Genomic DNA, 26,422 nt, shown 5'->3' on the forward strand with positions numbered 1-26,422 from the left:
CACCTTGAAGCCAGGAAAAGCCGGCATTGTAGCAGCGCCAGGCAATGGCCGCGCCTTCATGTCGCCGCCATCGCGCCAGGCCCGCCCCTTGGTTACAATTCCCGTTCAATCGCCCACGTATCAGGAAGATGTTCATGACAGCTTGTTTGCGGCCGATCTGGGCCTTGTGCCTCGCAGTACTACTGGCCGCGTGCGCCAGCTCGCCCTCGTCGCAGCTCGGCGAGCTGCCCCGCACTCCGGACGCCAGCGTCGAGCAACTGCTGCAGCAGGCCAGTACGGCCAGCAGCCCCGAAGCCGCCGCGCTGCTTCGCCTTTCTGCCGCCGACAAAGCGCTGCAGCAAAAAGACAACGCCCGCGCCACCCAGATTCTGGGGCAGGTCGACATCGCGTCGCTCAAACCGGCGCAGCAGGTGTTCGCCAGCACGCTGGTCGCCGAGGCTGCATTGGCACGTGGCGACGCGAAAGGCGCCTTGGCCGCTTTGCAACACCCCAGCCTGCAGCACCTGGGTGAATTGCCGATCGACCAGCAGATCCGCACAGGCAAGGTTCATGCTCAGGCGTTCGAAGCCGACAACCAGCCGCTGGCTGCGGCACGCGAGCGTATCTTCATCGGCCCGATGCTGAGCCCACAGGACGCGAGCGCCAACAACGAGGCCATCTGGGCCTTGATGATGGCCTTGCCCGCTGACCAGCTTCAGCCCACCGGTAACGACGACCTGGCCGGTTGGCAGAGCCTTGCGCTGGCGACCAAAACCCCGGGCACGCTCGATCAGCAGAAGGCTGCGATCCAGGCCTGGCAGGCGCAACACTCCAACCACCCCGCTGCCCACGCCCTGCCGCAGGCACTTCAGCAATTGATGGCGCTGAACAGCCAGCCGATCACCAAGATCGCGCTTTATCTGCCGCAACAAGGCCAACTGGCCAGCGTGGCACGCGCCCTGCGCGATGGCCTCATGGCTGCGCACTTCCAGGCACGCCAGGCTGGCCAGCAGGTTCCTGCCATCGAGGTGTTCGACAGCTCGCGGCTTACCAACATCGACGATTTCTACCGCCAGGCACAGGCAGCCGGCGCGCAGCTGGTGATCGGCCCGCTGGAGAAGAACCTCGTCAAACAGATCAGCAGCCGCCCGCAACTGCCCATCACTACCCTTGCACTCAACTACAGCGATTCCGCTCAGGCGGGGCCAGCTCAGCTGTTCCAGTTCGGGCTGGCTGCCGAGGATGAGGCCCACGAAGTCGCTCGCCGCGCGAAAGCCGACGGCTACACCCGCGCCGTGGCGCTGGTGCCCGAAGGTGAGTTCGGTGACCGTGTGCTCGCCGCCTTCCAGCAGGCCTGGGCTGCCGAAGGCGGCACGCTGGTGGGCTATGACCATATCGACCAGCCTGTGGCCATGGCAGGCCAGATCGCCCAGTTGCTTCAGGTTCGCCAGTCCGGCAATGGCCAGGGCACCCACCGCCAGGACGTCGACTTCGTCTACCTCACCGCCACGCCGCAGCAAGCCCAGCAGATCAAGCCGACCCTGAACTACCAGTTCGCGGCCAACCTGCCGGTGTACGCCACCTCACACGTCTACAGCGCCAGCGGTGATACCGCGCAGTACAACGACCTGAACGGCGTGCGCTTCTGCGAAACGCCTTGGCTTCTGGACAACAACGACCCGTTGCGCCAGGCCGTCGCCAAGCAGTGGCCGCAGGCTGCCGGCAGCCTTGGCCGGCTCTATGCCATGGGTGCCGATGCCTACGCGCTGGCCTCTCGCCTGGATCAGCTCAAGGCCCTGCCGGACAACCGCCTGCAAGGCGAGTCGGGCAGCCTGAGCATGAATGCCAATCGGCGCATCGAGCGCCAGTTGCCCTGGGCCGAGTTCAGCAATGGCCAGGTCAACCGGCTGCCGGATACGCCTCGTTGACCGCAGGCCAGGACCGCCAACGCCACGGCAAGGAAGCCGAGGCGCATGCACAGGCGCTGCTGGCCGGGCATGGCCTGGCCCCGATCACTCGTAACTGGCACTGCCGTGGCGGCGAATTGGATCTGGTCATGCTAGATGGCGATACAGTAGTATTCGTCGAAGTACGCTATCGCCAGCACAGGCAATGGGGTGGTGCGCTGGAAAGCATCGACGCACGCAAACGCCAACGCGTAGTGCTGGCCGCCGAGCACTTCCTCCATCGGCACCCTCAGTGGGCCGAGCACCCTTGCCGCTTCGATGTCGTCGCCGTGGAAGGTAACCAACCCACCCGCCCCGGCACGCACTGGATCAAGAATGCCTTCGATAGCTGAACATCGCTTGCGGCCAGGCGCCGCCACTTTCCGCATCACGCTCCATGGCTGGCCGGCCGGGTTCGCCCGCCTGCCCTGCTCTCAAGGTTAATCTGATGGACATGCAATCCCGTATCCGCCGGCTGTTTCAGGCCAGTATCGACACCAAGCTCCAGGCCATGGACGTACTGGCTCCCCACATCGAGCAGGCAAGCCAGGTGATGGTCAACGCGATGCTCTGCGACGGCAAGGTGCTGGCCTGCGGCAACGGTGGTTCGGCAGCCGATGCACAGCACTTTTCCTCGGAGATGCTCAACCGCTTCGAGCGCGAGCGCCCGGGCCTGCCCGCCATCACGCTCACCGCCGACACCTCCACGCTGTCCTCGATCGCCAACGACTACAGCTACAACGAAGTGTTTTCCAAACAGATCCGCGCGCTGGGCCATGCCGGCGATGTGCTGCTTGCGATCTCCACCAGCGGTAATTCCGCCAACGTCATCCAGGCCATCCAGGCGGCACACGATCGTGACATGACCGTAGTCGCACTCACCGGCCGCGACGGCGGCGGCATGGCCTCGCTGCTGTTGCCAGAAGACGTGGAAATCCGTGTACCCTCTCAAGTGACGGCTCGCATCCAGGAAGTCCACCTGCTGGCGATCCACTGCCTCTGTCACCTGATCGACAGTCAATTGTTCGGGAGTGAAGAATGACCCCTAGCCGTATTGGCCTGCTGGCCATCGCCCTATGCGCCGCGTTGAGCGGTTGCACCTCGGTACTGACCGCAACTCGCGACGACAGCATCAATGACAACCGTGGCACCCGCACCCTGGGCAGCAAGATCGATGATTCGCTCATCGAAACGAAAGTCGGCGTGAATATTTCCAAGGCTAACCCCGACCTGGCCGAGGGCTCGCACATCGTGGTCAGCAGCTACAACGGAGTGGTGCTGGTCGCCGGGCAAACCCCGCGTGAAGACCTCAAGCAGATGGCAGGGCAAGTCGCCGGGCAAGTGCAGAAGGTCAAGACCGTACATAATGAGCTGCAAGTTACGCAGCCATCGTCCCTGCTGGCGCGCAACAACGATGCCTGGCTTACCACCAAGATCAAATCCCAGATGTTTGCCGACAACAGCATCCCTGGCTCACGCATCAAGGTGATCACCGAAAACGGTATTGTCTACCTGCTCGGCCTGGTCACCCAGCAGGAAGCCACCCGCGCCACCAACCTGGTACAAGGCGTGAGCGGTGTGCAGCGCATCGTGAAGCTGTTCGAATACATCAACTGATCAGCAAAGCTGAACTTCGAAAAATCGATCCGACGTCAATGCCAGTCAGCCTAGCTGACTGGCATTTTCATTTTGGGCAGCGCCTTTTGCTGCCCGCCACTTCTTGCCTTCTGGAACGAAGGCCCAGTCCATCAAGGTGTTGCATGGACATCCGCCCCCATGTCGCAAAAGGTTGTGGCGCAAAGGCTCGGCTCAATGCCAATTTGGGATACGAAAGCGAGCCACCTGCCGCCTATGCTTGGGTCGGCCTCGGCGACGCGAAGGCCACCGATGCAGTGAGGATGGGAAATGGACGAGTCTCAGGAAGTCGACGAGCAACATCGGATCGCGGCGCACGCCCAACGGCTTTTGGCCAGTGGTGCGCTCGGTAAGTCGCGGCAGACCATTCGCCTTTTCGAGTTTCTTCTCGAACGATCACTGGTGGCCGCCGCAACCAAGGAGATCGAGATTGCACAGGTGGTGTTCGGTCGATCCACCGACTCCGACCTTTCAGCCGATGCGACGGTTCGAGTACACATCCACCGGCTAAGGAAGAAACTCGAGGCGGTTCCGGCCGATGAGTACGGTGAGCGGCTTATCCTGCCGCGTGGCGAATATCGCCTGGTTATCGTGGGACCTGCCAAGCAGGATCAATATCCTGCCCCTGAGCGCCGCCGCCTCCTTGATTGGCGGTATGTTGCCGCCGCGGTGCTTTTCCTGGCACTCAACGCTACGTGCTGGTTTTGGCTGGCAGGGAGGCCAGCCAGTGATTCACGCGCCGAGAGCATTCTCTGGAGTGGCGTGAGCAACAGGCCAACGCCGCTATTGGTGGTGTCCGGCGATTTTTATGTGTTCGGCGAACAAGGCACTGACGGCTCCATCGCTCGCGTGATCGCTGATCCCGCCATTGCCTCCAGTATGGACCTCAGCCAATACAAGCAGCGGATGCCCGAGGCCGGCCAGAGGTATATCGATGTAAACGCCTATCACCTGCCAAGCGGGCTCGCATCGGCACTGGTATCGTTGGCACCCATCGTGGCAGCAACCAGGCCCGGCCATTCAGGCCAGATCAAGGATGTAACGACATCCCGCTTCACCAATGGGATGCTGAGCGGCAACGATATTGTCTATGTCGGTTTGCTCGACACCTTGGGCGATCTTCAAGAGCCGTTCCTTGACCTGTCCGGTTTTTCGCTGTCAGCCAGCGGCGATACCCTTGTAGATCGGGTGAGCGCAAAGCAATTTCAATCGGATTGGGGCGAGCCCTCTACCGAAAGAATCATGCGCCATGACTATGCGTATCTGGCTCGCTTTCCAGGGCCGGCAGGCAATCAGATCGTCGTGGTTGCCGGCATCATGGACCCAGGGCTCATAGAGGCCGCGAAGCTGGCATCGGACAGTTCCGAGTTGAGCCGCCTGAAGGCCCGGCTGGGTAACAGCGAGGCGTTCGAGGCACTGTACGAAGTGCGTACGTTCGGCCCATCGAATGTCTCGGCAGAGTTGGTGACCGCACGGCAGCTGGACGTCAGCCAGATGTGGCGCGCGCGAGCGGCGCCTCTCAAGAACGAGGCCGTACCGAGCCTGCAAAAGCCTGAAACAGGCGCTCAGTAGAGAAGCTGAGCGCCTGCAGGTGTCCGGCAACGGCTGCCAGGCCGATCGGCCAAACAAGGCTCGCTCCCCTACACGATCTCCACGAACAGATCTGCCTTGTCACGCCGGACTTTTTCGAGCTTCACCAACCAGTCGGTTTCGGCATCCCGATAGCCCAGAGCCAGCAGCACGGAGCTGTTCAATCCCTGCTCGGGCAGTTTCAGTAGCGCGTTGACCGCCTGATTATCGAAGCCCTCCATTGGCGTGGCATCGACGCCAGCCTCCGCCGCCGCCAGCAGTGCAAACCCCAAAGCGATATAGCATTGCCTGGACGCATGGAAATACTGCTGCTCCCTGCTCATGCCGCCAAAAGAATCGAGCAGCGATAGTCGGTAATCGTCAGTGACGCTGGAAGGCAGATTACGTATTGCGTTGCTGTATTCAAAAAAGGCGTTGATCCGCTGAGGCGTGTATTGATCCCAGGCAGCGAAAATCAGCAGGTGGGACGATTGAGTGATTTGCTGCTGGTTGCAGCACAGCGGCTGCAACTGCGCCTTCAATTCGGGGTTGCTTATGATGATGACCTTGAAAGGTTGCAGCCCCGAGCTGCTGGGGGCGAAGCGGATGGCCTCGAGTATCGTGTCGATCTTGCGCTGTTCTACCTGGGCGCCGTTATAGCTTTTGGTTGCATAGCGCCAATGGAGCAGGTCGTTCAATGCCATGGTGAGATCCTTTGATCGAACTGAGGCCGCAACGCCTGCGTGCCTCGAGTTCATTGATAAGAACGTGTGCTGATCGTGTTGCAAGCCTGCTTGCCGCACTAGGGATTCGGGCTCTCTCCATCCTTCAGATGGCGCCAGAAGGTGACGAAGGGATCGATATAGAAGCCCCTCAGGGTTTTATGCGGGTTGTTGTCTCCATACTCTTCGTCGTTGCATCCCCAACGCCAGGTCTCGCCCTTGCTGGGAAGATAGAGCGTTCCGAACATCCAGTCCCAAAGAGTCAAGATGACCGCGTTGTTCTTGTCCCAGTGGTGAGGCTCCATGCTGTGGTGGAGGTTGTGCATCACAGGCGCAAGGACGATCCGGTTCAGCCACCCATAAGAGATCGGCATATGCACATGGGAGAACACATCGATCACAAAGAAGGCGATATAGGCCGTCGTAGTGACCGCAGCTATCGTGCCGGGATGAATCTCGCTCCCCGTTGCATAGAGCACCAGCCCGGTGAACGCCCCACCACAGATGGCCGGAATGATGTTCAGCCCGAAGAACTCGATAGGGTGCTGCCGAAAGAGCGTCCACGGTGTCAGGGTTTCAGCAGTATGGTGGGGTTTGTGCAGATGCCAGAGCAGCGCATTGGTGTGGCACCAGCGATGCACCCAATATCCGACAAAGTCGACGCTGAGGAAGTAGACCAGAAACTGCACGCACACCAGCAGCCAGGTCGAAGCAATCAAGGGTTCCCGGGCGCCGAACTCGGCGTTCAGGTAAGCGCCTGCATTGTCAGCAATGGCGATGCCATTGATTGCGATGACGCCGACCAGAGGAAACCCGAGCAGCAACAGGATGATGCCGTTCCACATGTCGACGCGCGATGAGGCGTGGTCGTACTGGTCTTTAGGGAAAGCTGCATTTTTCAGAGCGCGCAGGCTCAGCGGGCTTTGCCACTTTTGCGAGATGATGAACATCACCGCGATGACCGTAACGAATAGAGGAAGCCCGAAGGCCCATAGGCTTATTATTTCGATTGTAGGCTCATAGAACCCGACAATGGATTCCCAGATGTTTTGCATCGTCATCATGAGTGCCTCGCCATTTATTGTCTTGTTATTGTTTTGAGGCCATGGGTAGCCTCGCTTTTTTCATTGTCTCCGTGCAGGCCCACTTGGACTTTTTTTGAGCGGGCTATAGGGATACTGCTCACCACGCGACACCCGCCACAAGTTGGATAACGGTTGGTTAACGGTACGTAACGGGTTACCTTCAGCGAACAGTTGGCAGAAAATTGCATACGAATCATATAGATAGATTCGTTAAGGATACGATCTGGCCAGCCGGGGCGCGCTCAGCAAAACGTTCGCAAAGGCGATCATTCCAGCGTTACTTCCAGGGTTAACGGTGTTCGTTACTTGCAACTCTGGCCAGGCTCGACGTTGCAGCCTGGAAAATCGTTGTTACCGGGCGAATTCATGGAGGAGCAAAAGCGCAGGCAATAAAAAGTCCGATGCTCGTTTCCAGGCATCGGACTCGGGGATAAAACTCAATGCGTCAGTTTCAACTGACTAGCATCGATCCTGGAGTTGGCTTTTCACTTCACCACTTTCAGGCTCGGCTTGCCGTTGGGGCGAGGCGGCTGGGGTGGGGTTGGCTCGTCATCATCGGAACCTTGCGGCTCATCGCCCGCCACCTGCTCGTCGTCATCAAGCGCGGGCTCCAGCTCGAACACCATGCCCTGGCCATTCTCACGGGCATAGATGCCCATGATGGCTTCAACCGGCACGAACAGGCTATGGGTAACGCCACCGAAGCTCCCTTCGAAGCTGACAGCCTTATTGTCCATATGCAGGTGGCGGATTGCTGTAGGTGAAACGTTCAGGACGATCTGGCCGTCGCTGCCGTAGCCTTTGGGCACCTGAACCTGGGGATGCTCGGTGGTGACCAGAAGGTGCGGTGTGCACTCGTTGTCGACAATCCACTCATACAGCGCGCGGACCAGATAAGGGCGACTTGAATTCATAACGGCTCCAGAAATTAGCGCATTTCTCGCTCAGCTGCGGACAGGCTGGCCCGGAAGGCCTCGCGAGCGAACTGGCGGTCCATATAGTCGAGCAACGGTTTCGCCGGGCGCGGCAGCTCGATACCCATCACCGGCAAACGCCACAAAATGGGCAGCAGGCAGCAATCCACCAGGCTGAAGTCGTCGCTCAGAAAGAAGGGCTTGTCGGCGAACAGCGGGGAAACCCCGGTAAGGCTTTCGCGCAGCTGCTTGCGCAGGTCGGCCCTGGCCTTCTCAGGTGTACGGGCATCGAGCAGCGGGTCGACCAACGAACACCAGTCACGCTGGATACGATGCATCAGCAAGCGGCTGTTGCCGCGTGCAACCGGGTACACCGGCAGCAAAGGTGGGTGAGGGTAACGCTCGTCCAGATACTCCATCACCACCGTCGGCTCATACAGCGCGAGGTCGCGATCGACAAGAGTCGGCACCCCACCATAGGGGTTGGCCTCAGCCAGCGCCGTCGGCAGGCGCCCTGGTACCACATCGATGATTTCGGCACCGACCTGCTTCTCGGCCAGCACGATGCGCACACGGTGAGAATAATGATCTGCAGGGTCGGAGAAACAGGCTAACCGGTTGGTCGCGCCCATGCGGCCCTCCACGATGAACATTTGAACGAAAGCGCCCTGAGGCGCAGGCAATAACGGCGAATCTTACACTATTGCGCGCTCGGCCGCTTCAATGCACCGCCAGCCAGGCCGAAAACGCAGAAACCCGGCACGAAGGCCGGGTTTCTGTACAAGCCGAAAGGCTCGAAGGCAGCGAATTAACGCTTGGAGTATTGCGGACGCTTACGCGCTTTACGCAGACCGACCTTCTTACGCTCGACTTCACGGGAGTCGCGGGTGACGTAGCCAGCAACGCGCAGAGCTTTGCGCAGGGACTCGTCGTACGCCATCAGCGCGCGAGTGATACCGTGACGGATTGCACCGGCCTGGCCGCTTACACCGCCGCCAGCTACGGTAACGTAGATGTCGAACTTTTCGGTGTTTTCAGTCAGTTCCAGAGGCTGGCGGACCACCATACGAGCGGTCTCGCGACCGAAGAAGGTGTCCAGCGGACGGTTGTTGATCGAGATCTTGCCAGTGCCTGGGCGCAGGAAGACGCGAGCGGTTGCGGTCTTGCGACGGCCAGTGCCGTAATTTTGAGTCGCCGACATAGTGAACTATTCCGTTAAATCTTCAGTTCTTGGGGCTGCTGAGCGGTGTGCGGGTGGTTGGCACCTGCGTAGACCTTCAGCTTACGGTACATGTCGCGACCCAGCGGGTTCTTCAGGCAGCATGCCTTTGACCGCGGTTTCGATAACACGCTCAGGGGCCTTGTCGATCAACTTCTCGAAGTTGATTTCCTTGATACCGCCCGGGAAGCCGGAGTGGGAGTAGTACATCTTGTCGGAAGACTTGGCACCAGTGACGCGCACTTGCTCGGCATTGATCACGACGATGTAGTCGCCGGTGTCAACGTGAGGAGTGTACTCAGCCTTGTGCTTGCCGCGCAGGCGACGTGCGATTTCGGTGGACAGACGACCCAGGGTCTGGCCAGCGGCGTCGACGACGAACCAGTCGCGCTTTACTGTTTCCGGTTTAGCAGTAAAAGTTTTCATTCTTTATAGCCTCAGGGGCCGCCCTGCAAAAATAGACGGCGGAGCTTACTGAATAGTGCTTGCTTTGACAAGTCAAAGGCAGCCGAAGCCAGACGCAATTTTGGGGGCTCGGGTCGGTGCGTCGACGTACGGCGTCTCTTACCGGGGGTGCATCACTTCCGCCCATAAAGAGCTGGCGAATTATCCGGATTTTTCTGCAAATGGCAAGCCTTGCGCCGGATCACTGGACAACCTTGCGCAAACATAAGACGATCTGGCCGCAACGTGACCACTATCACCTACAAGAACAATAGCCAATGACCACCCTCTCCCCCACGCTGCGCCGGATCAGCATCCTGGCCACCGACAAGGTTTTCGCCTCGACCCTGATGCAGGCCAAGGATTTCTTCCACCTGGCGGCCTTGCGCCACAGCCTGCAACTGGACCAGGGCCTCAAGCCCGCCTTCGATATTCTCCTGTGCAGCCCCGACGGCCATCCGGTGGACACGTTCAGCGGCGTGCGCGTGGACGTCGACGGCGGCCTGGGTGACACCGACGTGATCATCCTGCCCGCGTTCTGGGAGAGCTTCGAGAAGCTGCTGGAGCGCTACCCGCAAGTGGTGCCCTGGCTGCAAGCCCAGCATGCCCGCGGGGCGGTATTCTGCGGCGAGGCCAGCGGTGTGTTCTGGCTGGCCGAGGCCGGCCTGCTCGACGACCGCGAAGCCACCACCTACTGGCGCTTCTTCGACAGCTTCAGCCAGCGCTTCCCCAAGGTGAAGCTCAACCCCGACAAGCACCTGACCGACGCCGGCAACCTGTACTGCGCCGCCGGCATGACGTCGGCCAGCGACCTGTACATTCACCTGATCGAGCGCTTTTGCGGCTTGCGCGTGGCGCAAGGCGTGGCCCGCGACATTCTCTTCGAGGTGCAGCGCAACTACTCACCGGGGCGCATCGGCTTCGGTGGCCAGAAGCTGCACCATGACCCGGCGATCCTGCAGATCCAGCATTGGCTGGAAGACCACTATTCGGAGAAATTCCGTTTCGAGGACGTGGCGCGCGACCATGGCATGAGCATCCGCAACTTCATGCGGCGCTTCCACACCGCAACCGGCGACAAGCCCCTGCATTACCTGCAACGCCTGCGCATCGAGACAGCCCGCGGCTTGCTCTCGACCACCCGGCGCAGCGTCAAGGCGATCAGCTATGAAGTGGGCTACGACGACGCCAGCTTCTTCGCCCGGCTGTTTCGCCAGCACACCGGCCTCACCCCCACGCCTACCGCCAGCAACTGATACCGGCGGGCGCGGCCTGAGAGGCGATCGGGTCAGGGCTTGTGAGCCCTGGCCAGGAACTCGTGGGACTGCATTTCCAACAGGCGGCTCAGGGTGCGCTGGAACTCGAAGTTCAGGCGCCCACCGGAGTACAGGTCCTTGAGCTCAACCTCGGCAGAGATGATGAGCTTGACGTTACGGTCGTAGAACTCGTCGACCATGTTGATGAAGCGCCGGGCGATGTCGTCAGTGGTGACGCTCATCTGTTCGACCTGGCTGAGCAGCACCGCGTGGTAGATCTTGCCCAGTTCGATGTAGTCGTTCTGGCTGCGCGGGCCATCGCACAAGGCCCTGAACTCGAACCAGGCAACGTCGTCGCAGGTGCGCAGCGCCTTGATCTCGCGGTTCTCGATCATCAGCACGTCGTTTTCGACGACCTTCTTCGAGTCGGCGGTCAGCGCCCGGAAGCTCTCGCGCATGCTGTGCTCGGCCGCCTCGCCCAGCGGATAGTGGAACAGCTCCGCCTGCTCGAGGTGGCGCAGCCGGTAATCGACGCCGCTGTCGACGTTAACCACTTCGGTGTTCTGCTTGATCAGCACGATGGCAGGCAAAAAGCGCGCACGCTGCAGGCCGTCCTTGTAGAGACCGTCCGGCACGATGTTGGAGGTAGCTACCAGCGTGACACCGTGCTTGAACAACTCTTCCATCAGAGTGCCGAGGATCATCGCATCGGTGATGTCGGAGACGAAGAATTCATCGAAACAGATCACGCGCGATTCTTGAGCGAAGCGCTTGGCAATCACGGTGAGGGGTTCTTTTCGCCACCCAGGGTCTTGAGCTCCTCGTGCACGCGCTTCATGAAGCGGTGAAAGTGCGTGCGGGTCTTTTCCTGGAAAGGCAGTGCGTCGAAGAAGGTGTCGACCAGGTAGGTTTTGCCGCGGCCTACGCCGCCCCAGAAGTACAGGCCCTTGACCGGCGCTGCGTCTTTTTCCCGAACAGCTTTCCGAACAGGCCGGCCTTGGCCGATTGAGCAGCGATCAAGTCATCGTAAAGCCGCTGCAGGTGGCGAACGGCCTGTTCCTGAGCAGCATCATGGAAGAAATCAGGACGCTTGAGGTCCTCTTGGTATCGTTCTGGGGGGTCATATTCTTGAGCAAGGCGATCGGAACCGGGGCCGCCACTTTAAAGGCGCCCCGGGCTGCGCGCAATCACGCGTGCGGCAAGTCGTCGCGTCAGGCCTGCGGGGCCAGCGCCTCGCGCAGGTTCTGGATGCCGGCATCGCGCGCCGGCTCGTCGGCGAACGCAGGGCTGGTGGCGACGCACTCCCCTCCAGCCACAGGCCAAAGGCCAGGCCGTCGATACGCACATCCAGCTCCGTACCCTGCTGCAATTGCTTGCTGGCAGCGCCCGCCGCCTTGCCATCGGCAAAACTGCGCGAGAGCAGCAGTTGCGAGCCATCGGCAGCCAGCAGGCGGAAACGGAAGCTGCCGTCTTCGTCGCGAAAGCTCACGAAGCGAGCAGCCTTTCCGGCCTTCTTCTTCTCGCCTGCCACAACCGCGACCTGGCCTTTGAACGAGCGAAGGCCCACGGCCTCGCGCAGGGTTTGCAGGAACGGTGTCGCACTCTTGCGCGCCTTGGCAGCGCCCTGCTGCAGAATGTCTTCGAGCTCGTCGGGGCGCGCCATCAGCTGGTTGTAGCGCTCGCGTGGCTCGGCGAGCTCCGCCTCGAGCACGTCGAACAGGCGCTGCTTGGCATCGCCCCAACCCAGGCCATCGACCAGCTCGGCACGAAACGCTGCCGCCTGCTCGCGGCTGGCGAAGGCGCTGTAGAGCGTGAACAGGTGCGATGCTTCAGGGTCTTTCAGGCTCGCCAGGCAGGCGCGAGTCGGTGACGATGCGCGCGATGCTGTCCTTGAGTTGCCTGGCGCCTGCGAACAACGGGATGGTGTTGTCGTAGCTTTTGGACATCTTGCGGCCATCCAGGCCCGGCAAGGTGGCGACGCTTTCTTCGATCAGCGCCTCGGGCATTGCGAAGAAATCCTTGCCATTGCCGAACAGGTGATTGAAGCGGGCGCCGATGTCACGGGCCATCTCCACGTGCTGGATCTGGTCGCGGCCGACCGGGATCTTGTGGGCGTTGAACATGAGAATGTCGGCGGCCATCAGCACCGGGTAGCTGAACAGCCCCATCGTGACGCCAGCGTCGGGCTCCTCGCCCTGCTCCACGTTCCTGTCGACCGAAGCCTTGTAGGCGTGCGCACGGTTGAGCAGGCCCTTGCCGGCTACACAGGTGAGTAGCCAGGTCAGCTCGGTGATTTCCGGGATGTCGGACTGGCGATAGAAGGTGACGCGTTCGACGTCCAGGCCCGCTGCCAGCCAGGTGGCGGCGATCTCCTGCCGCGAACGCAGGATACGCGCCGGGTCGTCGCACTTGATCAGTGCGTGGTAGTCGGCCAGGAAGTAGAAAGAGTCCGCGCCGCTCTGGCGGCTGGCGACGATGGCCGGGCGGATGGCGCCAGCGTAGTTGCCCAGGTGCGGGGTGCCGGTGGTGGTGATGCCGGTGAGAATACGGGTGGTCATGGTCGAATCGATCGTTCAGGAAGCCAGGCGGGGCAAGACCAGATCCTTCAGATCCGTCAGCTTGCCATGAAAGAAGTGGCCGCATTCTGCCACTTTCAGCAGCTCATGGGGGCGAGAAAGCTGTGCAGACCAGTCGTAGACCGCTTGCGGCTCGACCACTTCGTCGGCATCAGGCTGGATCACCGTCATGGGAACACGCTCAGGCAGCACGTGCTCGGCCCCTGAACCGCATCACTGCGGGGGCGCACATGAACAGGTGCGCAAGGTGCGCGTTACTGCGCTCAAGCCGCCCGGCGAGGGCGGCCGCGACGAAACCTCCGAAGGAGAAGCCCAGCAGTGTCAGCGGCAGCCCAGGGTGCTTGATGCGCAGCCAGTTGGCGGCGGCCTGTGCGTCGTCGACCTCGCCATTGCCCATGTCGTGGCTGCCGGCGCTGCTGCCGGTGCCACGGTAATTGAAACGAAGTGTGATAAAGCCGGCATCACGGGCGGTGCGCTGCAGGGTCGACACCACCTTGTTGAGCATCGTCCCGCCCTGTACGGGATTGGGATGGCACAACAGTGCAACGCCACGGGCCTCGGGCACTTCCAGGTACAAGGCTTCGAGCTGGCCCACAGGGCCATCGAGCATCAAGGGGTTTTCGCGGATCAACAAGGGGGGAGCTCCGTGACCCTTTGTGGGGTCTATTCGTCTAGCTGTTGGATTATGCCTGGCATATCTGCCAACCTATTGCCGGCCCTGCCGTGTACAGGCCCGGCGCAAGCCGTTAACGTAAAGCAAAGCCGTTTATAGAGGAAGGACTCGTGGATCTCTCGCTTTTAGTTTGGTTGCTCCCGACGCTGGCCTTGGTGGTGGGTGTCGTGATCGGTTTCCTCATTGCCCGCCTCGCCCCGAACGCCGTGCCCAGCAGTACCCAACGGCAACTGGATGACATCCAGGAGAAGTTCGACAACTACCAGCATGAGGTGGTGACCCACTTCAACAGCACCGCGATCCTGGTCAAGAAGCTCACTCAGAGCTACCAGGAAGTCCAGGAGCACCTGGCCGAAGGCGCCGACCGCCTGGCCACCGACGACCTGACCCGCCAGCGCCTGCTCGCCGCCCTGCACCCCGAAGCGGCGCCTGTGCGTGACCGTGAGCGCCTGACCCGCCCGCTCAGCGACGAAGCGCCCAAGGATTACGCGCCCAAGTCTTCTGACTCCCCCGGCATGCTCGATGAGCAGTACGGTTTGAAGCGCAAATGAAAACGGGGCCGAAAGGCCCCGTTCTTGTTCATGCTTTGTTCATGCTTGTCGCGCGGCAAGCCGCCCTCCCACGATCTGAAGTGAGAGGGCGGCTCGCCACGCGACGGCGGTCGTCAAACCGCCCCGCGCTGGCGCAATACCTCCAGCACCGCCTTCACACCCTCTTCCACGCTCACCGACTGAGTATCGATGACCACGTCCGCATCGAGCGGCACGTCGTAAGGGAAGGACTCGCCCGGAATATTGTCACCCCCGGCAGCGTACAGCCCCTGTGGATCGCGCTGGGCGCAGATCGAAGGTGAGGCCTGAACGTAAACCGTCACCACCCGCTCAGGGCCGATCAGTACACGTGCCTGCTCACGGCCTTCGGCATCCGGCGCAACGAATGCAGCCAGCGTGATCAGCCCAGCCTCGTTGAACTGGCGCGCCACATGGGCGGCGCGACGCCAGTTCTCGGTACGGCCGGCGCGGTCCTGCGGCAAGCCCTTGTTCAGGTCATGGCGCAGGTTCTGGCCATCGAGCACATAGACGCCACGGCCCATGTCGAACAGGCGGCGCTCCAACGCATAGGCCAGCGTGCTCTTGCCTGCGCCCGACAAGCCGGTGAACAGCACGGTCGCAGGCTGCTGGCCAAAACGCAGCGCACGCTCGCCAGTGGACACATGCGCGCCCTTGCCATGGCCCGCCGCCGTGCCATGTGGCACCACCGGCGGAGCAATGATCATGCCGGCACCGACGGTGCCATTGGTAAGGCGATCAATCACGATGAACGCACCCGTTGTGCGGTTGCTCTCGTAGCCGTCCAGGGCGATGGCTGCATCGAGGCTGACCTTGACCCGGCCGATCTCGTTGAGCTTGAGCTGGCTGGCCTGGCCCTTTTCCAGCGTGTTCACATCCACCTGGTGGACGATGCCCGCAATGGAGCCCGGCACGTAGCTGGTGGCGCGCTTGATGTCGTATTTCTTGCCCGGCAGCAGCGGCTCTTCAGCCATCCACACCAGCATGGCTTCGAACTGGTCGGCCACCGGCGGCACGTTGTCGGCATGCACCAGCAGGTCGCCACGGGAGATGTCGATTTCATCTTCCATGGTCAGCGTAACGGCCTGGCCGGGGCCGGCCTGTTCCAGCTCGCCTTCGAAAGTGACGATCGACTTGACCCGGCTGCTCTTGCCGGACGGCAGCACCACGACCTCGTCGCCCTTGTGTACCACGCCGCTGGCCAGGGTGCCGGCGAAGCCGCGGAAATTCAGGTTCGGGCGGTTGACGTACTGCACGGGAAAACGCAGGTCGGTCAGGTTGCGGTCAGCTGCGACTTCGACGGTTTCAAGGATGTCCATCAACGTCGGGCCTTCGTACCACGGCGAACGCTCGCTGCGGTTGACCACGTTGTCGCCCTTGAGCGCCGACATCGGCACGAAGTGCAAGGTGGTCGGCACCAGGCCGATCGCTTCGGCGAAGGCCAGGTAGTCGGCCTGGATGGCATCGAACACACCCTGATCGAAGCCCTTGAGATCCATCTTGTTGATGGCAACCACGATGTGCTTGATCCCCAGCAGGCTGGCGATGTAGCTGTGGCGACGGGTCTGCGTCTGCACGCCATAGCGAGCATCGACCAGGATGATCGCCAGGTCGCAGGTGGATGCTCCGGTGGCCATGTTGCGGGTATATTGCTCATGGCCGGGGGTGTCGGCAATGATGAACTTGCGGCGCGCCGTGGAGAAATAACGGTAGGCCACGTCGATGGTGATGCCCTGCTCGCGCTCGGCCTGCAGGCCATCGACCAGCAGTGCCAGGTCGACTTCTTCACCGGTGGTGCCGGATTTTTTCGAATCGCGGGTGATGGCTTCGAGGTGGTCCTCGTAGATCATCTTGGAGTCGTGCAGCAGGCGCCCGATCAGGGTGCTCTTGCCGTCGTCGACGTTGCCACAGGTGAGAAAGCGCAGCAGCTCTTTACGCTCGTGCTGGGCCAGATAAGCGAGGATGTCTTCGCTGATCAGATCGGATTGATGACTCATAATTTTCAAGCTCCAAGCTGCAAGCCTCAAGCGATGTGCGCGTCGGCGGCAGCTAGTCAGAAATCGCTTTTATCAACCCGGCCAGCATTTTTGAAAGCTCCCGGGTTTCCGTAATCCATTGGCGGCCTGGCTCATCGGCCAAATAGCCTAGCTCCAGGCCTATGAGCAACTGCGTTCTCAACTCCCCGCACGACGCTTTCGCGATCCAGAGAAACTGTGCTTTTTCCCGGCTGCCGCGCCGCTCCATACCTTCGGCAATATTGGAGGGCACTGACAGTACCGAACGCCTCACCTGATCGCGAAAACCGAAATCCCTGCAGGGTTCCAGCCCTTTGAAAACATCAACCGCCAACACTTTGCTTCGTTGCCAGACCTTCAACCTTTCGAACTCCATACAGCCCCCATCCCTGGTAGCTGCACCGCTGCAGCCGCACCGGGCACCCTAACCAAAGGCACCCCCACTTGCAGCTTGCAGCTTGTAACTCGAAGCTTAAAAGTAGCCTTGACGTTTCTTGTCTTCCATCGAGCCTGCAGCGTCGTGGTCGATGACCCGGCCCTGGCGCTCGGAAGTCCGCGTCAGCAGCATTTCCTGGATGATGTCGGTCAGGGTGTCGGCTTCGGACTCCACCGCGCCGGTCAGCGGGTAGCAGCCCAAGGTACGGAAGCGGACCTTCTTGTTGACGATGCGGGCCTTTTCTTCATCGCTCAGGTATTCGAGGATGCGGTCGTCGTCGATCATCAGCAGGGTGCCGTTCTTTTCGATCACCGGGCGCTCGGCGGCGAAGTACAGCGGCACGATCGGGATACCTTCGAGGTAGATGTATTGCCAGATGTCCAGCTCGGTCCAGTTCGACAGCGGGAACACGCGGATCGACTCGCCCTTGTTGACCTTGCCGTTGTAGATATTCCACAACTCCGGGCGCTGGTTCTTGGGGTCCCAACGGTGCTTGCTGTCGCGGAAGGAATACACGCGCTCCTTGGCGCGGGACTTCTCTTCGTCACGGCGCGCGCCGCCGAAGGCAGCGTCGAAGCCGTACTTGTCCAGCGCCTGCTTCAGGCCCTGGGTTTTCATGATGTCGGTGTGTTTGGAACTGCCATGAGTGAACGGGTTGACGTTCTGCTCGACCCCTTCGGGGTTGATGTGGACCAGCAGGTCCAGGTTCATGTCCTTGACCATCTGGTCGCGGAACTTGTACATCTCCTGGAATTTCCAGCGGGTATCGACGTGAAGCACCGGGAAGGGCAGCTTGCCTGGAAAGAAGGCCTTGCGTGCCAGGTGCAGCATCACGGCCGAATCCTTGCCGATCGAATACAGCATCACAGGGTTGTCGAACTCGGCGGCCACTTCACGGATGATGTGGATGCTTTCCGCCTCCAACTGTTTGAGGTGCGTCAGTTTATCGACCATGGCTACTCACGGGTAAAGGCTTTACGTTATGACGGCCGGCGGGCCGTGTTCGAACGGCGCACTTTAGCACAGGCCTTGTTTATATCGAGGCGGCTTGTTAGACCGGAAAGGCATTAGCATATGCCGGCAAGTTCTGCCTTCAAACCGGGTTGGGGCAATCGATGAACAGGTGTTCGACTGCAAAGCGCCTGGCCAGGTAATCGCCCAGCGCCTGCACGCCGTAGCGCTCGGTGGCATGGTGGCCGGCGGCAATGAACGACACACCGTTTTCCCGGGCGCTGTGGTAGGTCTGCTCAGAGGCTTCACCGGTGAGATAAAGGTCGACGCCCGCAGCGATGGCCTGGTCGATGTAGCCCTGCCCGCCCCCGCTGCACCAACCGATGCGCTGTACCGAACGCTCACCTTCCACCAGCAATGGGGCGCGGCCCAGCACCTGCTCCACGCGGGCGGCGAATTCACGCGCGCTGACCGGCTCGGGCAAGGCACCGGCCAGGCCCACAACGCGAGGGTTGGCCGGGTCCAGCGGGCCCTCGATTTCGATGCCCAGGCGCAGGGCGAGCTGCGCGTTGTTGCCCACCTCCGGGTGCACATCCAGCGGCAGGTGGTAAGCCAGCAGGCTGATGTCGTGGCGCAGCAGCGCCTTGAGGCGGCGCTGCTTCATACCGGTGATGCAAGGGTTTTCGCCCTTCCAGAAATACCCATGGTGCACCAGCAGCACATCGGCGCGCGCCTCGATCGCAGCATCCACCAGCGCCTGGCTGGCGGTCACGCCGCTGACGATACGCATTACCTGGGGCCGGCCTTCGACCTGCAAACCGTTGGGGCAGTAGTCCTGAATGCTCGCGGCCTTGAGGTAGCGGTCCGCTTCCTGAACCAGGGTATCGAGTGCAACGGCCATCGGGATTCTCCGGAAAAAGGCTCTGCCAGGGGCGTGAAGCGCCCGTATAATGCCGGCCATTATGCGGCGCCAACGCCCCGCCCCGCCAACCCTTCGGAACCGCTCCATGTTCAAGGCATTACGCTATCTTGGCTGGCCACTGCTCACGGGCGTGCTGTTCGCGCTACTGATCATCTTCCGCTTCCCGCAGTGGGTCGGGCTGCCCAGCCAGGATGTGAACCTGCAGCAGGCGCCGCAAGCCGCGACAGTGACTCAGGGCCCCGTCTCCTATGCCGACGCGGTCGCTGCAGCGGCGCCGGCGGTGGCCAACCTCTACACCACCAAGCAGGTCAACAAAACCGCACACCCGCTGTTCGAAGACCCGCAGTTCCGCCGTTTCTTCGGCGACAACATGCCGCGCCAGCGCCGTTGGGAGTCGAGCCTGGGTTCGGCGGTGATCATGAGCCCGGAGGGCTACCTGCTGACCAACAACCACGTCACCAGTGGCGCGGAGCAGATCGTGGTAGCGCTCAAGGACGGCCGTGAAACCCTGGCGCGGGTGATCGGCAGCGACCCGGAAACCGACCTGGCAGTGTTGAAGATCGACCTCAAAAATCTGCCCTCGATCACCATCGGCAGCTCCGACAGCATCCGCATCGGCGATGTGGCCCTGGCGATCGGCAACCCCTTCGGCGTCGGCCAAACCGTCACCATGGGCATCATCAGCGCCACCGGCCGCAACCAGCTGGGCCTGAACACCTACGAAGACTTCATCCAGACCGACGCGGCCATCAACCCGGGCAACTCCGGCGGCGCGCTGGTCGATGCCAACGGCAACCTTACCGGCATCAACACCGCGATCTTCTCCAAGTCCGGCGGCTCACAGGGCATCGGTTTCGCCATCCCGACCAAGCTTGCGCTGGAGGTGATGAAGTCGATCATCGAGCATGGCCAGGTGATTCGTGGCTGGTTGGGCATCGAAGTGCAGCCGCTCACCCCGGACCTTGCGCAGTCCTATGGCATGAAGGACAAGCCGGGCATCGTGGTGTCGGGTGTATTCAAGGGCGGCCCGGCGCAAAAGGCAGGCCTGCAGCAGGGCGATGTGATCGTGGCAATCAACGGCGAGCCGGCCGCCGATGGGCGCAAGTCGATGAATCAGGTGGCGCGCACCCACCCGGGTGAGCGCATCGGCATCGAGGTGCTTCGCAACGGCAAGTCGGTGAAGCTCACAGCTGAAATCGGCCTGCGGCCCCCGCCGGCGCCGGCGGCCAACCCTGAGCAGAATCAGGATCAGAACCAGGACCAAAGCCGCGGTCAGAACTGACTGCCAGAACGCAGGCCAAGGCCTGCGTGGCTTAGCCCCGAGCAGCCGCCGCAGCGACGATCAGCGCTTTCATCTCGGCTACCGCTGCCGGGAAACCTACGAACAGCGCGTGAGCCACGAGGGCGTGGCCGATGTTCAATTCGTTGATGCCCGGGATCGCCGCCACAGCTTCGACGTTATGGTAGTGCAGGCCATGGCCCGCGTTGACGATCAGCCCCTGCTCCAGGCCAAAGGCAACACCGTCTGCGATGCGCTTGAGCTCGGCAGCCTGTTCGCCTGGAGTGTGCGCATCGGCGTAGCGGCCCGTGTGCAGCTCGATCGCCGGCGCCCCCACCTGGCGGGAGGCTTCGATCTGCCGCGGGTCGGCATCGATGAACAGCGAGACCTCACTCCCTACCGCACTCAGGCGTTGCACTGCAGCCTCGATGCGCGCCATCTGCCCGGCCACATCAAGCCCGCCCTCGGTGGTCAGCTCCTGGCGGGTCTCAGGCACCAGGCACACATGCGCCGGGCGCAGCCGCTCGGCAAAGGCAAGCATCTCCTCGGTCACGCCCATCTCGAAGTTCATGCGGGTTTGCAGCACATCCTTGAGCAGCAATACGTCGCGATCCTGAATGTGCCGACGGTCTTCGCGCAGGTGTACGGTGATGCCATCGGCGCCGGCCTGCTCGGCGTCCAGAGCTGCCTTGACCGGGTCGGGATAGCGGGTGCCGCGGGCCTGGCGCAGGGTGGCGACGTGATCGATGTTCACGCCCAGCAGGATGCGATTGGTGTTGGTCACGACGGGTCTCCTGTGTGTAGGGCGCACAGGATATCAGGGCTTGCGGAACAGTTCGCGGCTCACCAGCGGGCGCCCACCCAGGTGTGCGGCCAAGGCCTGGCGCATCAGACGCTTGGCGGCCGCGAGCGCGCCAGGTGCTTGCCAGTCCACTTCAGCCATCGCGAGCAAATGTTGCCCATCGAATACGCCCGGCTGAAACGCCGGAACCGGTTCGAGCCCTGCCTCGGGCCGCAGGCGATACAATCGCCCCGCCTCGATGGGCTGCCCATGAATATCCTGGTCCAGGGCGAAGGCGTACCCCAGTTCGTCCAGCAACCGCCATTCGAAGCTGCGCAACAGCGGCTCCAGGCCACGCCCCTCGGCCAACGCTTGCAGCGTCAGGCAGTAATGCTCATACAGCGCCGGGTGCGCGACCTCAGCCGGCAGCAGGCGCAGGAGCAGCTCGTTCAGGTACAAGCCGCTGAACAGCGCTTCCCCCATCAACCAGTGGCCGGTGCCCATCGGCTCAACGCGGCCCACGGTGCGCAATTCGCCGCGCCCGCGCAGCTCTACCTCAAGTGGCACGAACGGGCGTGCGAGGCTGCCGACCTTTCCGCGCGCATTGCGCAGCACACCACGCACAACGCCCTGAGCCGACAGAAAGTCGACCAGGGCGCTGGTTTCACGGTAAGGGCGGGTGTGCAGCACATACGCCTGGCGAGTATCGACAAGGCTCATGCGCGCGGGCGATCAGTCGGTGTAGCCCAGCGAGCGCAGGGCGCGCTCGTCGTCGGACCAGCCACCCTTGACCTTCACCCACAGGTTGAGCATCACCTTGGCGTCGAACAGGGTTTCCATGTCCTTGCGTGCTTCGGTACCCAGGCGTTTGATGCGTTCGCCTTTGTCACCGATGATGATTTTCTTCTGGCCGTCGCGCTCGACGAGGATCAATGCGTGGATGTGCAAGGTGCGCCCCTGCAGCTTGAATTCCTCGATCTCGACGGTGATCTGATACGGCAGCTCCGCACCGAGCTGGCGCATGATCTTCTCGCGCACCAGCTCGGCCGCGAGAAAGCGGCTGCTGCGGTCGGTGATCTGATCTTCGGGAAAGAAGTGTTCGCTCTCAGGCAGCAGGTTGCCAATCACGGCTTCGAGGCTGGTGAGGTTATGCCCCTGCTGGGCCGAGATAGGCACCACCTGCGCCTTGGGCAACTGCTCCTGCAGCCACTGCAGGTGAGGGATAAGGTCGGCCTTGTCGTCCATCCGGTCGACCTTGTTCACCGCCACGATCAGGGGGCCTTCGACGTACTGGACGCGTTCGAGCACCAGTTGGTCCTCGTCGGTCCAGCGTGTGCGGTCAACCACGAAGATCACCACATCGACGTCCTTCAGGGCGGCCGAGGCGGTCTTGTTCATGTAGCGGTTCAAGGCCTTGTCATTGGACTTGTGCATGCCGGGAGTGTCAACGTACACCGCCTGCACCGCGCCTTCGGTCTTGATGCCGAGCATGGTGTGGCGGGTGGTCTGCGGCTTGCGCGAGGTGATCGCCAGTTTCTGCCCCAGAATATGGTTGAGCAAGGTGGACTTGCCCACGTTCGGCCGGCCGACGATGGCGACGTAGCCACAACGGGTTGGGGTATCACTCATGGTTGCCATTCTCCACGCCCAGGGCGATCAGCGCCGATGCGGCGGCCACTTGTTCGGCGATGCGCCGGCTGGCGCCCTGGCCGCGGCTTTTTTCGTTGAGCAGCGCCACTTCGCATTCGACGAAGAACGTGCGGCAGTGAGGCTCGCCCTGGATATCGACCACCTCGTATTTGGGCAGGTCGCAGCCACGCGATTGCAGAAATTCCTGCAGCCGCGTCTTGGGGTCCTTGTTGGTGTCCACCAGGGTAAGGCGCTCGAACTCGCCCGCCAGCCAGGCCAGCACACGCGTACGCGCCACGTCCATACCAGCGTCCAGATAGATGGCGCCGATCAGGGCTTCCAGGGCGTCGGCCAGGATCGACTCGCGGCGAAACCCGCCGCTCTTGAGCTCACCGGAGCCCAGACGCAGGTAGTCGCCCAGCTCGAAGCCACGCGCCAGCACTGCCAGCGTTTCGCCCTTGACCAGCCGTGCGCGCAGCCGTGAAAGCTGGCCCTCACGGGCCTGCGGGAAACGCTCGTACAGCGCCTCCCCCACCACGAAGTTGAGGATTGCATCGCCCAGAAACTCCAGGCGCTCATTGTTACGCCCGGCAAAACTGCGGTGCGTCAGGGCAAGGACCATCTGGTCCTGATCCTGGAAGGTGTGGCCGAGCTGTCGCTCGAGCCGGCTCAACGAAACACTCACTGGGTGGTCACGCTCGTATCGTGCTTGAACACCAGGACCAGGTCGATATTACCCGCCAGGTGTTCACGCTTTTCATAATTGAGATGGGCGTTGATTACGCCACCTTGTTCTTCGACGACCAGCGCCTTGCGCAGGTCCAGGCCGGAAATGCTGTTGACCGTCAGCCCGCGTTGGACGTGAGCGACGAAATCATCAGCACCCTGCAAACGCTCGTCCTTGCTGGCTGCTGCGTTGTCCATCACCTTCTTCAGGGACCAGAAGTCCATGTAGTGTGGCACCACCTTGAGCCCGACGCTGAATGCGAAAGCCAGCACCGCCAGGGTGAACAGCCAGCCGATCAGGGAAAGCCCTCGTTGACGCGCGACGCTGTTCATCCTTGCCTCCGTGGCGCCAGAGCGCCGATCACTTGATCATGCCGACTCGCGAGAATGACGGGAAATGGCTGAACACAGGGCTCGGCCAGCTCATCCATACCGCGAACGCCTTGCCGACGATGTTCCCGTCCGGGACCATGCCCTGCATGTCCCTTGGAATGCTCGGGTCATCCCAGTAACGGCTGTCGTTGGAGTTGTCGCGGTTGTCGCCCATCATGAAGTAATGCCCGGCCGGCACCGTCCACTGGCTGCCCGCACGCGTCGGACGGATAGCCTTGTGAATCAGGTGCTCGACATCTCCGATGCGCTCCTTGTACACGGCAATGTCACCCAACTCCGGGTCGTACGCCGTGGACAACTGCTGATCGGTGATCAACTGGCCATTGACGTACAGGTGCTTGTCGTCAGTGTAGCGAATGGTGTCGCCCGGCAAGCCGATCACGCGCTTGATGTAGTTCACGCTCGGGTCGGACGGGTAGCGGAACACCATTACGTCGCCCCGCGCGGGCTGCCCCACCTCGATGACCTTCTTGTCGATCACCGGCAGGCGAATACCGTAGGCGAACTTGTTCACCAGGATGTAATCACCCACTTCCAGCGTCGGGATCATCGAGCCCGACGGAATCTGGAACGGCTCGACCAGGAACGAGCGCAGCACGAACACGATGAACAGCACCGGGAAGAACGACTTGCCGTACTCCACCAGCACCGGCTCCTTGCCGAGCTTTTCAAGCACCTGCGGCTCGGGCTCGGCGACGCTGCCTTCATAGCGAGCGATCGCAGCCCGGCGCCGCGGCGCCAGATAAACCAGGTCGAGCAGGCCGAGCACGCCACAGACGGCCACGGCAATCACAAGCAACAGCGGTAGATTCAATGACGACATAGGACCTGATCATTCCAACCTGAGCACTGCAAGGAAGGCTTCTTGTGGGATTTCCACGTTGCCGACCTGCTTCATGCGTTTCTTACCGGCCTTCTGCTTTTCGAGCAGTTTGCGTTTACGGCTGACGTCGCCGCCGTAGCACTTGGCCAATACGTTCTTCCTGAGGGCCTTGACAGTGGTCCGGGCGATCACCTGGCCGCCAATGGCTGCCTGGATGGCGACGTCGAACATCTGCCGAGGAATCAGCTCTTTCATCTTCTCGGTCAAGGCACGCCCTTTGTAGTGGGCGTTGTCACGGTGAACGATCAATGCAAGGGCATCGACCTTGTCGCCGTTGATCAACACGTCCAGGCGCACCAGATTGGCCGACTGGTAACGATCGAAATGGTAGTCGAGCGAGGCGTAACCACGGCTGGTGGACTTGAGCCGGTCGAAGAAATCCAGCACCACTTCGTTCATCGGCAGGTCGTAGCGCACCTGCACCTGGCTGCCGAGGAACTGCATGTCGCGCTGCACGCCGCGCTTTTCGATGCACAGCGTGATCACGTTGCCCAGGTGTTCCTGCGGCACCAGGATGGTGGCTTGCACGATCGGCTCGCGGAAGTCCTCGACCGAGGAAACATCCGGCAGCTTCGACGGGTTATCGACGTAAATGGTTTCGCCGGTCTTGAGCTTGAGCTCGTAGATCACGCTCGGGGCGGTGGTGATCAGGTCTAGGTCGTATTCGCGCTCCAGGCGCTCCTGGATGATTTCCATGTGCAGCATGCCGAGGAAACCGCAGCGGAAACCGAAGCCCAGCGCGTCGGAACTCTCTGGCGCGTATTGCAGCGAGGAGTCGTTGAGAGTGAGCTTTTGCAGCGCCTCGCGGAAGTCCTCGAAGTCGTCGGAGCTGGTGGGGAACAAGCCGGCATAGACCTGCGGCTGGATACGCTTGAAGCCCGGCAGCACGGCCACTTCAGGAGTGCTGGAGAGCGTCAGGGTATCACCCACCGGCGCGCCGCCGATGTCCTTGATGCTGGCGATGATGAAGCCCACTTCACCGGCCTTGAGCTCGGCAGTACTGGTGTGCTTGGGCGTGAACACACCGACCGAGTCGACCAGGTGCATCTTGCCGGTGGACTTGACCAGGATCTTGTCGCCTTTTTTCACCCGGCCCTGGCGCACACGCACCAGCGAGACCACGCCCAGGTAGTTGTCGAACCAGGAGTCGATGATCAGCGCCTGCAGGGGTGCGTCGATCTCGCCGGTGGGTGCAGGGATGACCTTGACCAGTTGCTCGAGCACCTCGATCACGCCCATGCCGCTCTTGGCGCTGCAGGGCACGGCGTCGGTGGCATCGATGCCGATGATCTTCTCGATTTCGTCCTTGACCCGTTCAGGCTCGGCCTGGGGCAGGTCCATCTTGTTGAGCACCGGCATCACTTCAAGGCCCTGCTCGATGGCGGTGTAGCAGTTGGCGACCGACTGAGCCTCGACCCCCTGCCCTGCATCGACTACCAGCAACGCACCTTCACACGCAGCCAGCGAACGGCTGACCTCATAGGTGAAGTCGACGTGGCCGGGCGTATCGATGAAGTTCAGCTGGTAGACCTTACCGTCTTGCGCCTTGTAGTTGAGCGTGACGCTGTGGGCCTTGATGGTGATGCCACGTTCGCGCTCCAGGTCCATGGAGTCGAGCACCTGGGCTTCCATCTCGCGATCGGCCAGGCCACCGCACAGCTGGATGAAGCGGTCAGCCAGCGTCGACTTGCCATGGTCGATGTGGGCAATGATGGAAAAATTGCGGATATGGCTCAAATCACTCACGGATCAGCACTCGAAATGGCTTGGGGCCGGGCGCCCGACGAAAATAGCCGGGCATTGTAGCAGCTCCAAGCTGC

General features: G+C 61.6%; 23 protein-coding genes and 5 pseudogenes. 8 read left to right on the forward strand and 20 right to left on the reverse strand.

The window, feature by feature from the left end; all coding sequences use genetic code 11:
* The first annotated feature begins 134 nt into the window (after nucleotides 1-134).
* From LN139_RS15770 to LN139_RS15790, 5 genes are all read left to right on the forward strand, one after another.
* Complete coding sequence (locus LN139_RS15770) at nucleotides 135-1,907, forward strand: penicillin-binding protein activator (RefSeq protein WP_236355151.1); 1,773 nt, start codon at nucleotides 135-137, stop codon at nucleotides 1,905-1,907.
* A complete protein-coding gene (locus LN139_RS15775) occupies nucleotides 1,904-2,278 on the forward strand; it encodes a YraN family protein (RefSeq protein ID WP_236355152.1) in 375 nt (124 codons plus the stop codon). The genes LN139_RS15770 and LN139_RS15775 overlap by 4 nt, the downstream gene beginning before the upstream one ends.
* Before the next feature lie 95 nt (nucleotides 2,279-2,373).
* Complete coding sequence (locus tag LN139_RS15780; protein ID WP_236355153.1) at nucleotides 2,374-2,967, forward strand: phosphoheptose isomerase; 594 nt, start codon at nucleotides 2,374-2,376, stop codon at nucleotides 2,965-2,967.
* On the forward strand, nucleotides 2,964-3,542 hold the full coding sequence (locus tag LN139_RS15785) for a BON domain-containing protein (protein ID WP_236355154.1): 579 nt from the start codon (nucleotides 2,964-2,966) through the stop codon (nucleotides 3,540-3,542). The genes LN139_RS15780 and LN139_RS15785 overlap by 4 nt, the downstream gene beginning before the upstream one ends.
* 288 nt (nucleotides 3,543-3,830) lie before the next feature.
* Nucleotides 3,831-5,132 (forward strand): helix-turn-helix domain-containing protein, encoded by a 1,302-nt coding sequence (locus tag LN139_RS15790; RefSeq protein ID WP_236355155.1) that lies wholly within the window; start codon nucleotides 3,831-3,833, stop codon nucleotides 5,130-5,132.
* 68 nt (nucleotides 5,133-5,200) lie between these two features.
* Here LN139_RS15790 and LN139_RS15795 read toward each other — a convergent pair whose 3' ends face one another.
* The 6 genes and pseudogenes from LN139_RS15795 to rplM all read right to left on the reverse strand — a co-directional run bounded on the left by LN139_RS15795 (nucleotide 5,201) and on the right by rplM (nucleotide 9,495).
* Nucleotides 5,201-5,833, reverse strand: coding sequence for a nitroreductase family protein (locus LN139_RS15795; protein ID WP_236355156.1), 633 nt, complete (start codon nucleotides 5,831-5,833; stop codon nucleotides 5,201-5,203).
* Nucleotides 5,834-5,931: 98 nt separating this feature from the next.
* On the reverse strand, nucleotides 5,932-6,915 hold the full coding sequence (locus tag LN139_RS15800; RefSeq protein WP_236355157.1) for a sterol desaturase family protein: 984 nt from the start codon (nucleotides 6,913-6,915) through the stop codon (nucleotides 5,932-5,934).
* Between the two features lie 506 nt (nucleotides 6,916-7,421).
* Complete coding sequence (locus LN139_RS15805; protein WP_236355158.1) at nucleotides 7,422-7,850, reverse strand: ClpXP protease specificity-enhancing factor; 429 nt, start codon at nucleotides 7,848-7,850, stop codon at nucleotides 7,422-7,424.
* Nucleotides 7,851-7,864: 14 nt separating this feature from the next.
* A complete protein-coding gene (locus tag LN139_RS15810) occupies nucleotides 7,865-8,482 on the reverse strand; it encodes a glutathione S-transferase N-terminal domain-containing protein (protein WP_236355159.1) in 618 nt (205 codons plus the stop codon).
* A gap of 176 nt (nucleotides 8,483-8,658) precedes the next feature.
* Nucleotides 8,659-9,051: a 30S ribosomal protein S9 gene (gene rpsI, locus LN139_RS15815; protein WP_097088885.1), complete on the reverse strand. Its 393-nt coding sequence runs from the start codon at nucleotides 9,049-9,051 to the stop codon at nucleotides 8,659-8,661.
* A gap of 14 nt (nucleotides 9,052-9,065) precedes the next feature.
* Nucleotides 9,066-9,495 (reverse strand): annotated as a pseudogene (gene rplM, locus LN139_RS15820) (50S ribosomal protein L13).
* A 296-nt stretch (nucleotides 9,496-9,791) separates the two neighbouring features.
* Between rplM and LN139_RS15825 the strand changes: the two are divergent.
* Nucleotides 9,792-10,789, forward strand: a pseudogene (locus LN139_RS15825) (GlxA family transcriptional regulator).
* Nucleotides 10,790-10,801: 12 nt separating this feature from the next.
* On the opposite strand, the pseudogene zapE reads toward LN139_RS15825, so the two are convergent.
* From zapE to LN139_RS15840, 3 pseudogenes are all read right to left on the reverse strand, one after another.
* A pseudogene (gene zapE / locus LN139_RS15830) lies at nucleotides 10,802-11,888 on the reverse strand (cell division protein ZapE); the annotation flags it as partial.
* Nucleotides 11,889-11,980: 92 nt separating this feature from the next.
* Nucleotides 11,981-13,327, reverse strand: a pseudogene (locus LN139_RS15835) (tryptophan--tRNA ligase).
* Between the two features lie 15 nt (nucleotides 13,328-13,342).
* Nucleotides 13,343-13,979 (reverse strand): annotated as a pseudogene (locus LN139_RS15840) (alpha/beta hydrolase).
* A 149-nt stretch (nucleotides 13,980-14,128) separates the two neighbouring features.
* Between LN139_RS15840 and LN139_RS15845 the strand changes: the two are divergent.
* The gene (locus LN139_RS15845; RefSeq protein ID WP_236355161.1) at nucleotides 14,129-14,569 is read left to right on the forward strand and encodes a YhcB family protein; all 441 of its coding nucleotides are present in this window, start codon (nucleotides 14,129-14,131) and stop codon (nucleotides 14,567-14,569) included.
* 113 nt (nucleotides 14,570-14,682) lie between these two features.
* Here the strand turns inward: LN139_RS15845 and cysN are convergent, their stop codons facing one another.
* From cysN to LN139_RS15865, 4 genes are all read right to left on the reverse strand, one after another.
* Complete coding sequence (gene cysN / locus LN139_RS15850; protein WP_236355162.1) at nucleotides 14,683-16,584, reverse strand: sulfate adenylyltransferase subunit CysN; 1,902 nt, start codon at nucleotides 16,582-16,584, stop codon at nucleotides 14,683-14,685.
* Between the two features lie 52 nt (nucleotides 16,585-16,636).
* Entirely contained in the window at nucleotides 16,637-16,978 is a 342-nt protein-coding gene (locus LN139_RS15855; protein ID WP_236355163.1) for a four helix bundle protein, read from the reverse strand.
* A 96-nt stretch (nucleotides 16,979-17,074) separates the two neighbouring features.
* Nucleotides 17,075-17,992: a sulfate adenylyltransferase subunit CysD gene (gene cysD, locus LN139_RS15860; RefSeq protein WP_097088872.1), complete on the reverse strand. Its 918-nt coding sequence runs from the start codon at nucleotides 17,990-17,992 to the stop codon at nucleotides 17,075-17,077.
* A gap of 139 nt (nucleotides 17,993-18,131) precedes the next feature.
* Nucleotides 18,132-18,890, reverse strand: coding sequence for a Nif3-like dinuclear metal center hexameric protein (locus tag LN139_RS15865; RefSeq protein WP_236355164.1), 759 nt, complete (start codon nucleotides 18,888-18,890; stop codon nucleotides 18,132-18,134).
* A gap of 106 nt (nucleotides 18,891-18,996) precedes the next feature.
* On the opposite strand from LN139_RS15865, the gene algW reads away from it, so the two are divergent.
* Nucleotides 18,997-20,193 carry a Do family serine endopeptidase AlgW gene (gene algW / locus LN139_RS15870; protein ID WP_236355165.1) on the forward strand — a complete coding sequence of 399 codons (1,197 nt, stop codon included), beginning with the start codon at nucleotides 18,997-18,999 and terminating at the stop codon, nucleotides 20,191-20,193.
* Between the two features lie 31 nt (nucleotides 20,194-20,224).
* Here the strand turns inward: algW and pdxJ are convergent, their stop codons facing one another.
* From pdxJ to lepA, 7 genes are read right to left on the reverse strand one after another with little or no spacing between them, the layout of a single operon-like run.
* On the reverse strand, nucleotides 20,225-20,974 hold the full coding sequence (pdxJ, locus tag LN139_RS15875; RefSeq protein ID WP_236355166.1) for a pyridoxine 5'-phosphate synthase: 750 nt from the start codon (nucleotides 20,972-20,974) through the stop codon (nucleotides 20,225-20,227).
* Between the two features lie 33 nt (nucleotides 20,975-21,007).
* Nucleotides 21,008-21,691 (reverse strand): DNA repair protein RecO, encoded by a 684-nt coding sequence (recO, locus tag LN139_RS15880; RefSeq protein WP_236355167.1) that lies wholly within the window; start codon nucleotides 21,689-21,691, stop codon nucleotides 21,008-21,010.
* 12 nt (nucleotides 21,692-21,703) lie between these two features.
* Nucleotides 21,704-22,600 carry a GTPase Era gene (gene era / locus LN139_RS15885; RefSeq protein WP_236355168.1) on the reverse strand — a complete coding sequence of 299 codons (897 nt, stop codon included), beginning with the start codon at nucleotides 22,598-22,600 and terminating at the stop codon, nucleotides 21,704-21,706.
* Nucleotides 22,593-23,285, reverse strand: coding sequence for a ribonuclease III (gene rnc / locus LN139_RS15890; RefSeq protein WP_236355169.1), 693 nt, complete (start codon nucleotides 23,283-23,285; stop codon nucleotides 22,593-22,595). Before rnc ends, era begins: the two co-directional genes overlap by 8 nt.
* The gene (locus LN139_RS15895) at nucleotides 23,282-23,659 is read right to left on the reverse strand and encodes a DUF4845 domain-containing protein (RefSeq protein ID WP_236355170.1); all 378 of its coding nucleotides are present in this window, start codon (nucleotides 23,657-23,659) and stop codon (nucleotides 23,282-23,284) included. The genes rnc and LN139_RS15895 overlap by 4 nt, the downstream gene beginning before the upstream one ends.
* Nucleotides 23,660-23,687: 28 nt before the next feature.
* The gene (gene lepB / locus LN139_RS15900; protein ID WP_236355171.1) at nucleotides 23,688-24,542 is read right to left on the reverse strand and encodes a signal peptidase I; all 855 of its coding nucleotides are present in this window, start codon (nucleotides 24,540-24,542) and stop codon (nucleotides 23,688-23,690) included.
* Nucleotides 24,543-24,551: 9 nt separating this feature from the next.
* Nucleotides 24,552-26,348: a translation elongation factor 4 gene (gene lepA / locus LN139_RS15905; protein ID WP_236355172.1), complete on the reverse strand. Its 1,797-nt coding sequence runs from the start codon at nucleotides 26,346-26,348 to the stop codon at nucleotides 24,552-24,554.
* Nucleotides 26,349-26,422: the final 74 nt, after the last annotated feature.

Source organism: Pseudomonas sp. KNUC1026 (genome assembly GCF_021650705.1).
Classification (GTDB): Bacteria; Pseudomonadota; Gammaproteobacteria; order Pseudomonadales; family Pseudomonadaceae; genus Aquipseudomonas.

Excerpts from the sequence above, each read along its gene's own strand:
- LN139_RS15770 (WP_236355151.1), top strand. The coding sequence starts at position 135 with ATGACAGCTTGTTTGCGGCCGATCTGGGCCTTGTGCCTCGCAGTACTA.
- LN139_RS15780 (WP_236355153.1), top strand. The coding sequence starts at position 2,374 with ATGGACATGCAATCCCGTATCCGCCGGCTGTTTCAGGCCAGTATCGAC.
- LN139_RS15785 (WP_236355154.1), top strand. The coding sequence starts at position 2,964 with ATGACCCCTAGCCGTATTGGCCTGCTGGCCATCGCCCTATGCGCCGCG.
- LN139_RS15790 (WP_236355155.1), top strand. The coding sequence starts at position 3,831 with ATGGACGAGTCTCAGGAAGTCGACGAGCAACATCGGATCGCGGCGCAC.
- LN139_RS15795 (WP_236355156.1), bottom strand. The coding sequence starts at position 5,833 with ATGGCATTGAACGACCTGCTCCATTGGCGCTATGCAACCAAAAGCTAT.
- LN139_RS15800 (WP_236355157.1), bottom strand. The coding sequence starts at position 6,915 with ATGATGACGATGCAAAACATCTGGGAATCCATTGTCGGGTTCTATGAG.
- LN139_RS15805 (WP_236355158.1), bottom strand. The coding sequence starts at position 7,850 with ATGAATTCAAGTCGCCCTTATCTGGTCCGCGCGCTGTATGAGTGGATT.
- LN139_RS15810 (WP_236355159.1), bottom strand. The coding sequence starts at position 8,482 with ATGGGCGCGACCAACCGGTTAGCCTGTTTCTCCGACCCTGCAGATCAT.
- rpsI (WP_097088885.1), bottom strand. The coding sequence starts at position 9,051 with ATGTCGGCGACTCAAAATTACGGCACTGGCCGTCGCAAGACCGCAACC.
- cysN (WP_236355162.1), bottom strand. The coding sequence starts at position 16,584 with ATGAGTCATCAATCCGATCTGATCAGCGAAGACATCCTCGCTTATCTG.
- LN139_RS15855 (WP_236355163.1), bottom strand. The coding sequence starts at position 16,978 with ATGGAGTTCGAAAGGTTGAAGGTCTGGCAACGAAGCAAAGTGTTGGCG.
- cysD (WP_097088872.1), bottom strand. The coding sequence starts at position 17,992 with ATGGTCGATAAACTGACGCACCTCAAACAGTTGGAGGCGGAAAGCATC.
- LN139_RS15865 (WP_236355164.1), bottom strand. The coding sequence starts at position 18,890 with ATGGCCGTTGCACTCGATACCCTGGTTCAGGAAGCGGACCGCTACCTC.
- algW (WP_236355165.1), top strand. The coding sequence starts at position 18,997 with ATGTTCAAGGCATTACGCTATCTTGGCTGGCCACTGCTCACGGGCGTG.
- recO (WP_236355167.1), bottom strand. The coding sequence starts at position 21,691 with ATGAGCCTTGTCGATACTCGCCAGGCGTATGTGCTGCACACCCGCCCT.
- era (WP_236355168.1), bottom strand. The coding sequence starts at position 22,600 with ATGAGTGATACCCCAACCCGTTGTGGCTACGTCGCCATCGTCGGCCGG.
- LN139_RS15895 (WP_236355170.1), bottom strand. The coding sequence starts at position 23,659 with ATGAACAGCGTCGCGCGTCAACGAGGGCTTTCCCTGATCGGCTGGCTG.
- lepB (WP_236355171.1), bottom strand. The coding sequence starts at position 24,542 with ATGTCGTCATTGAATCTACCGCTGTTGCTTGTGATTGCCGTGGCCGTC.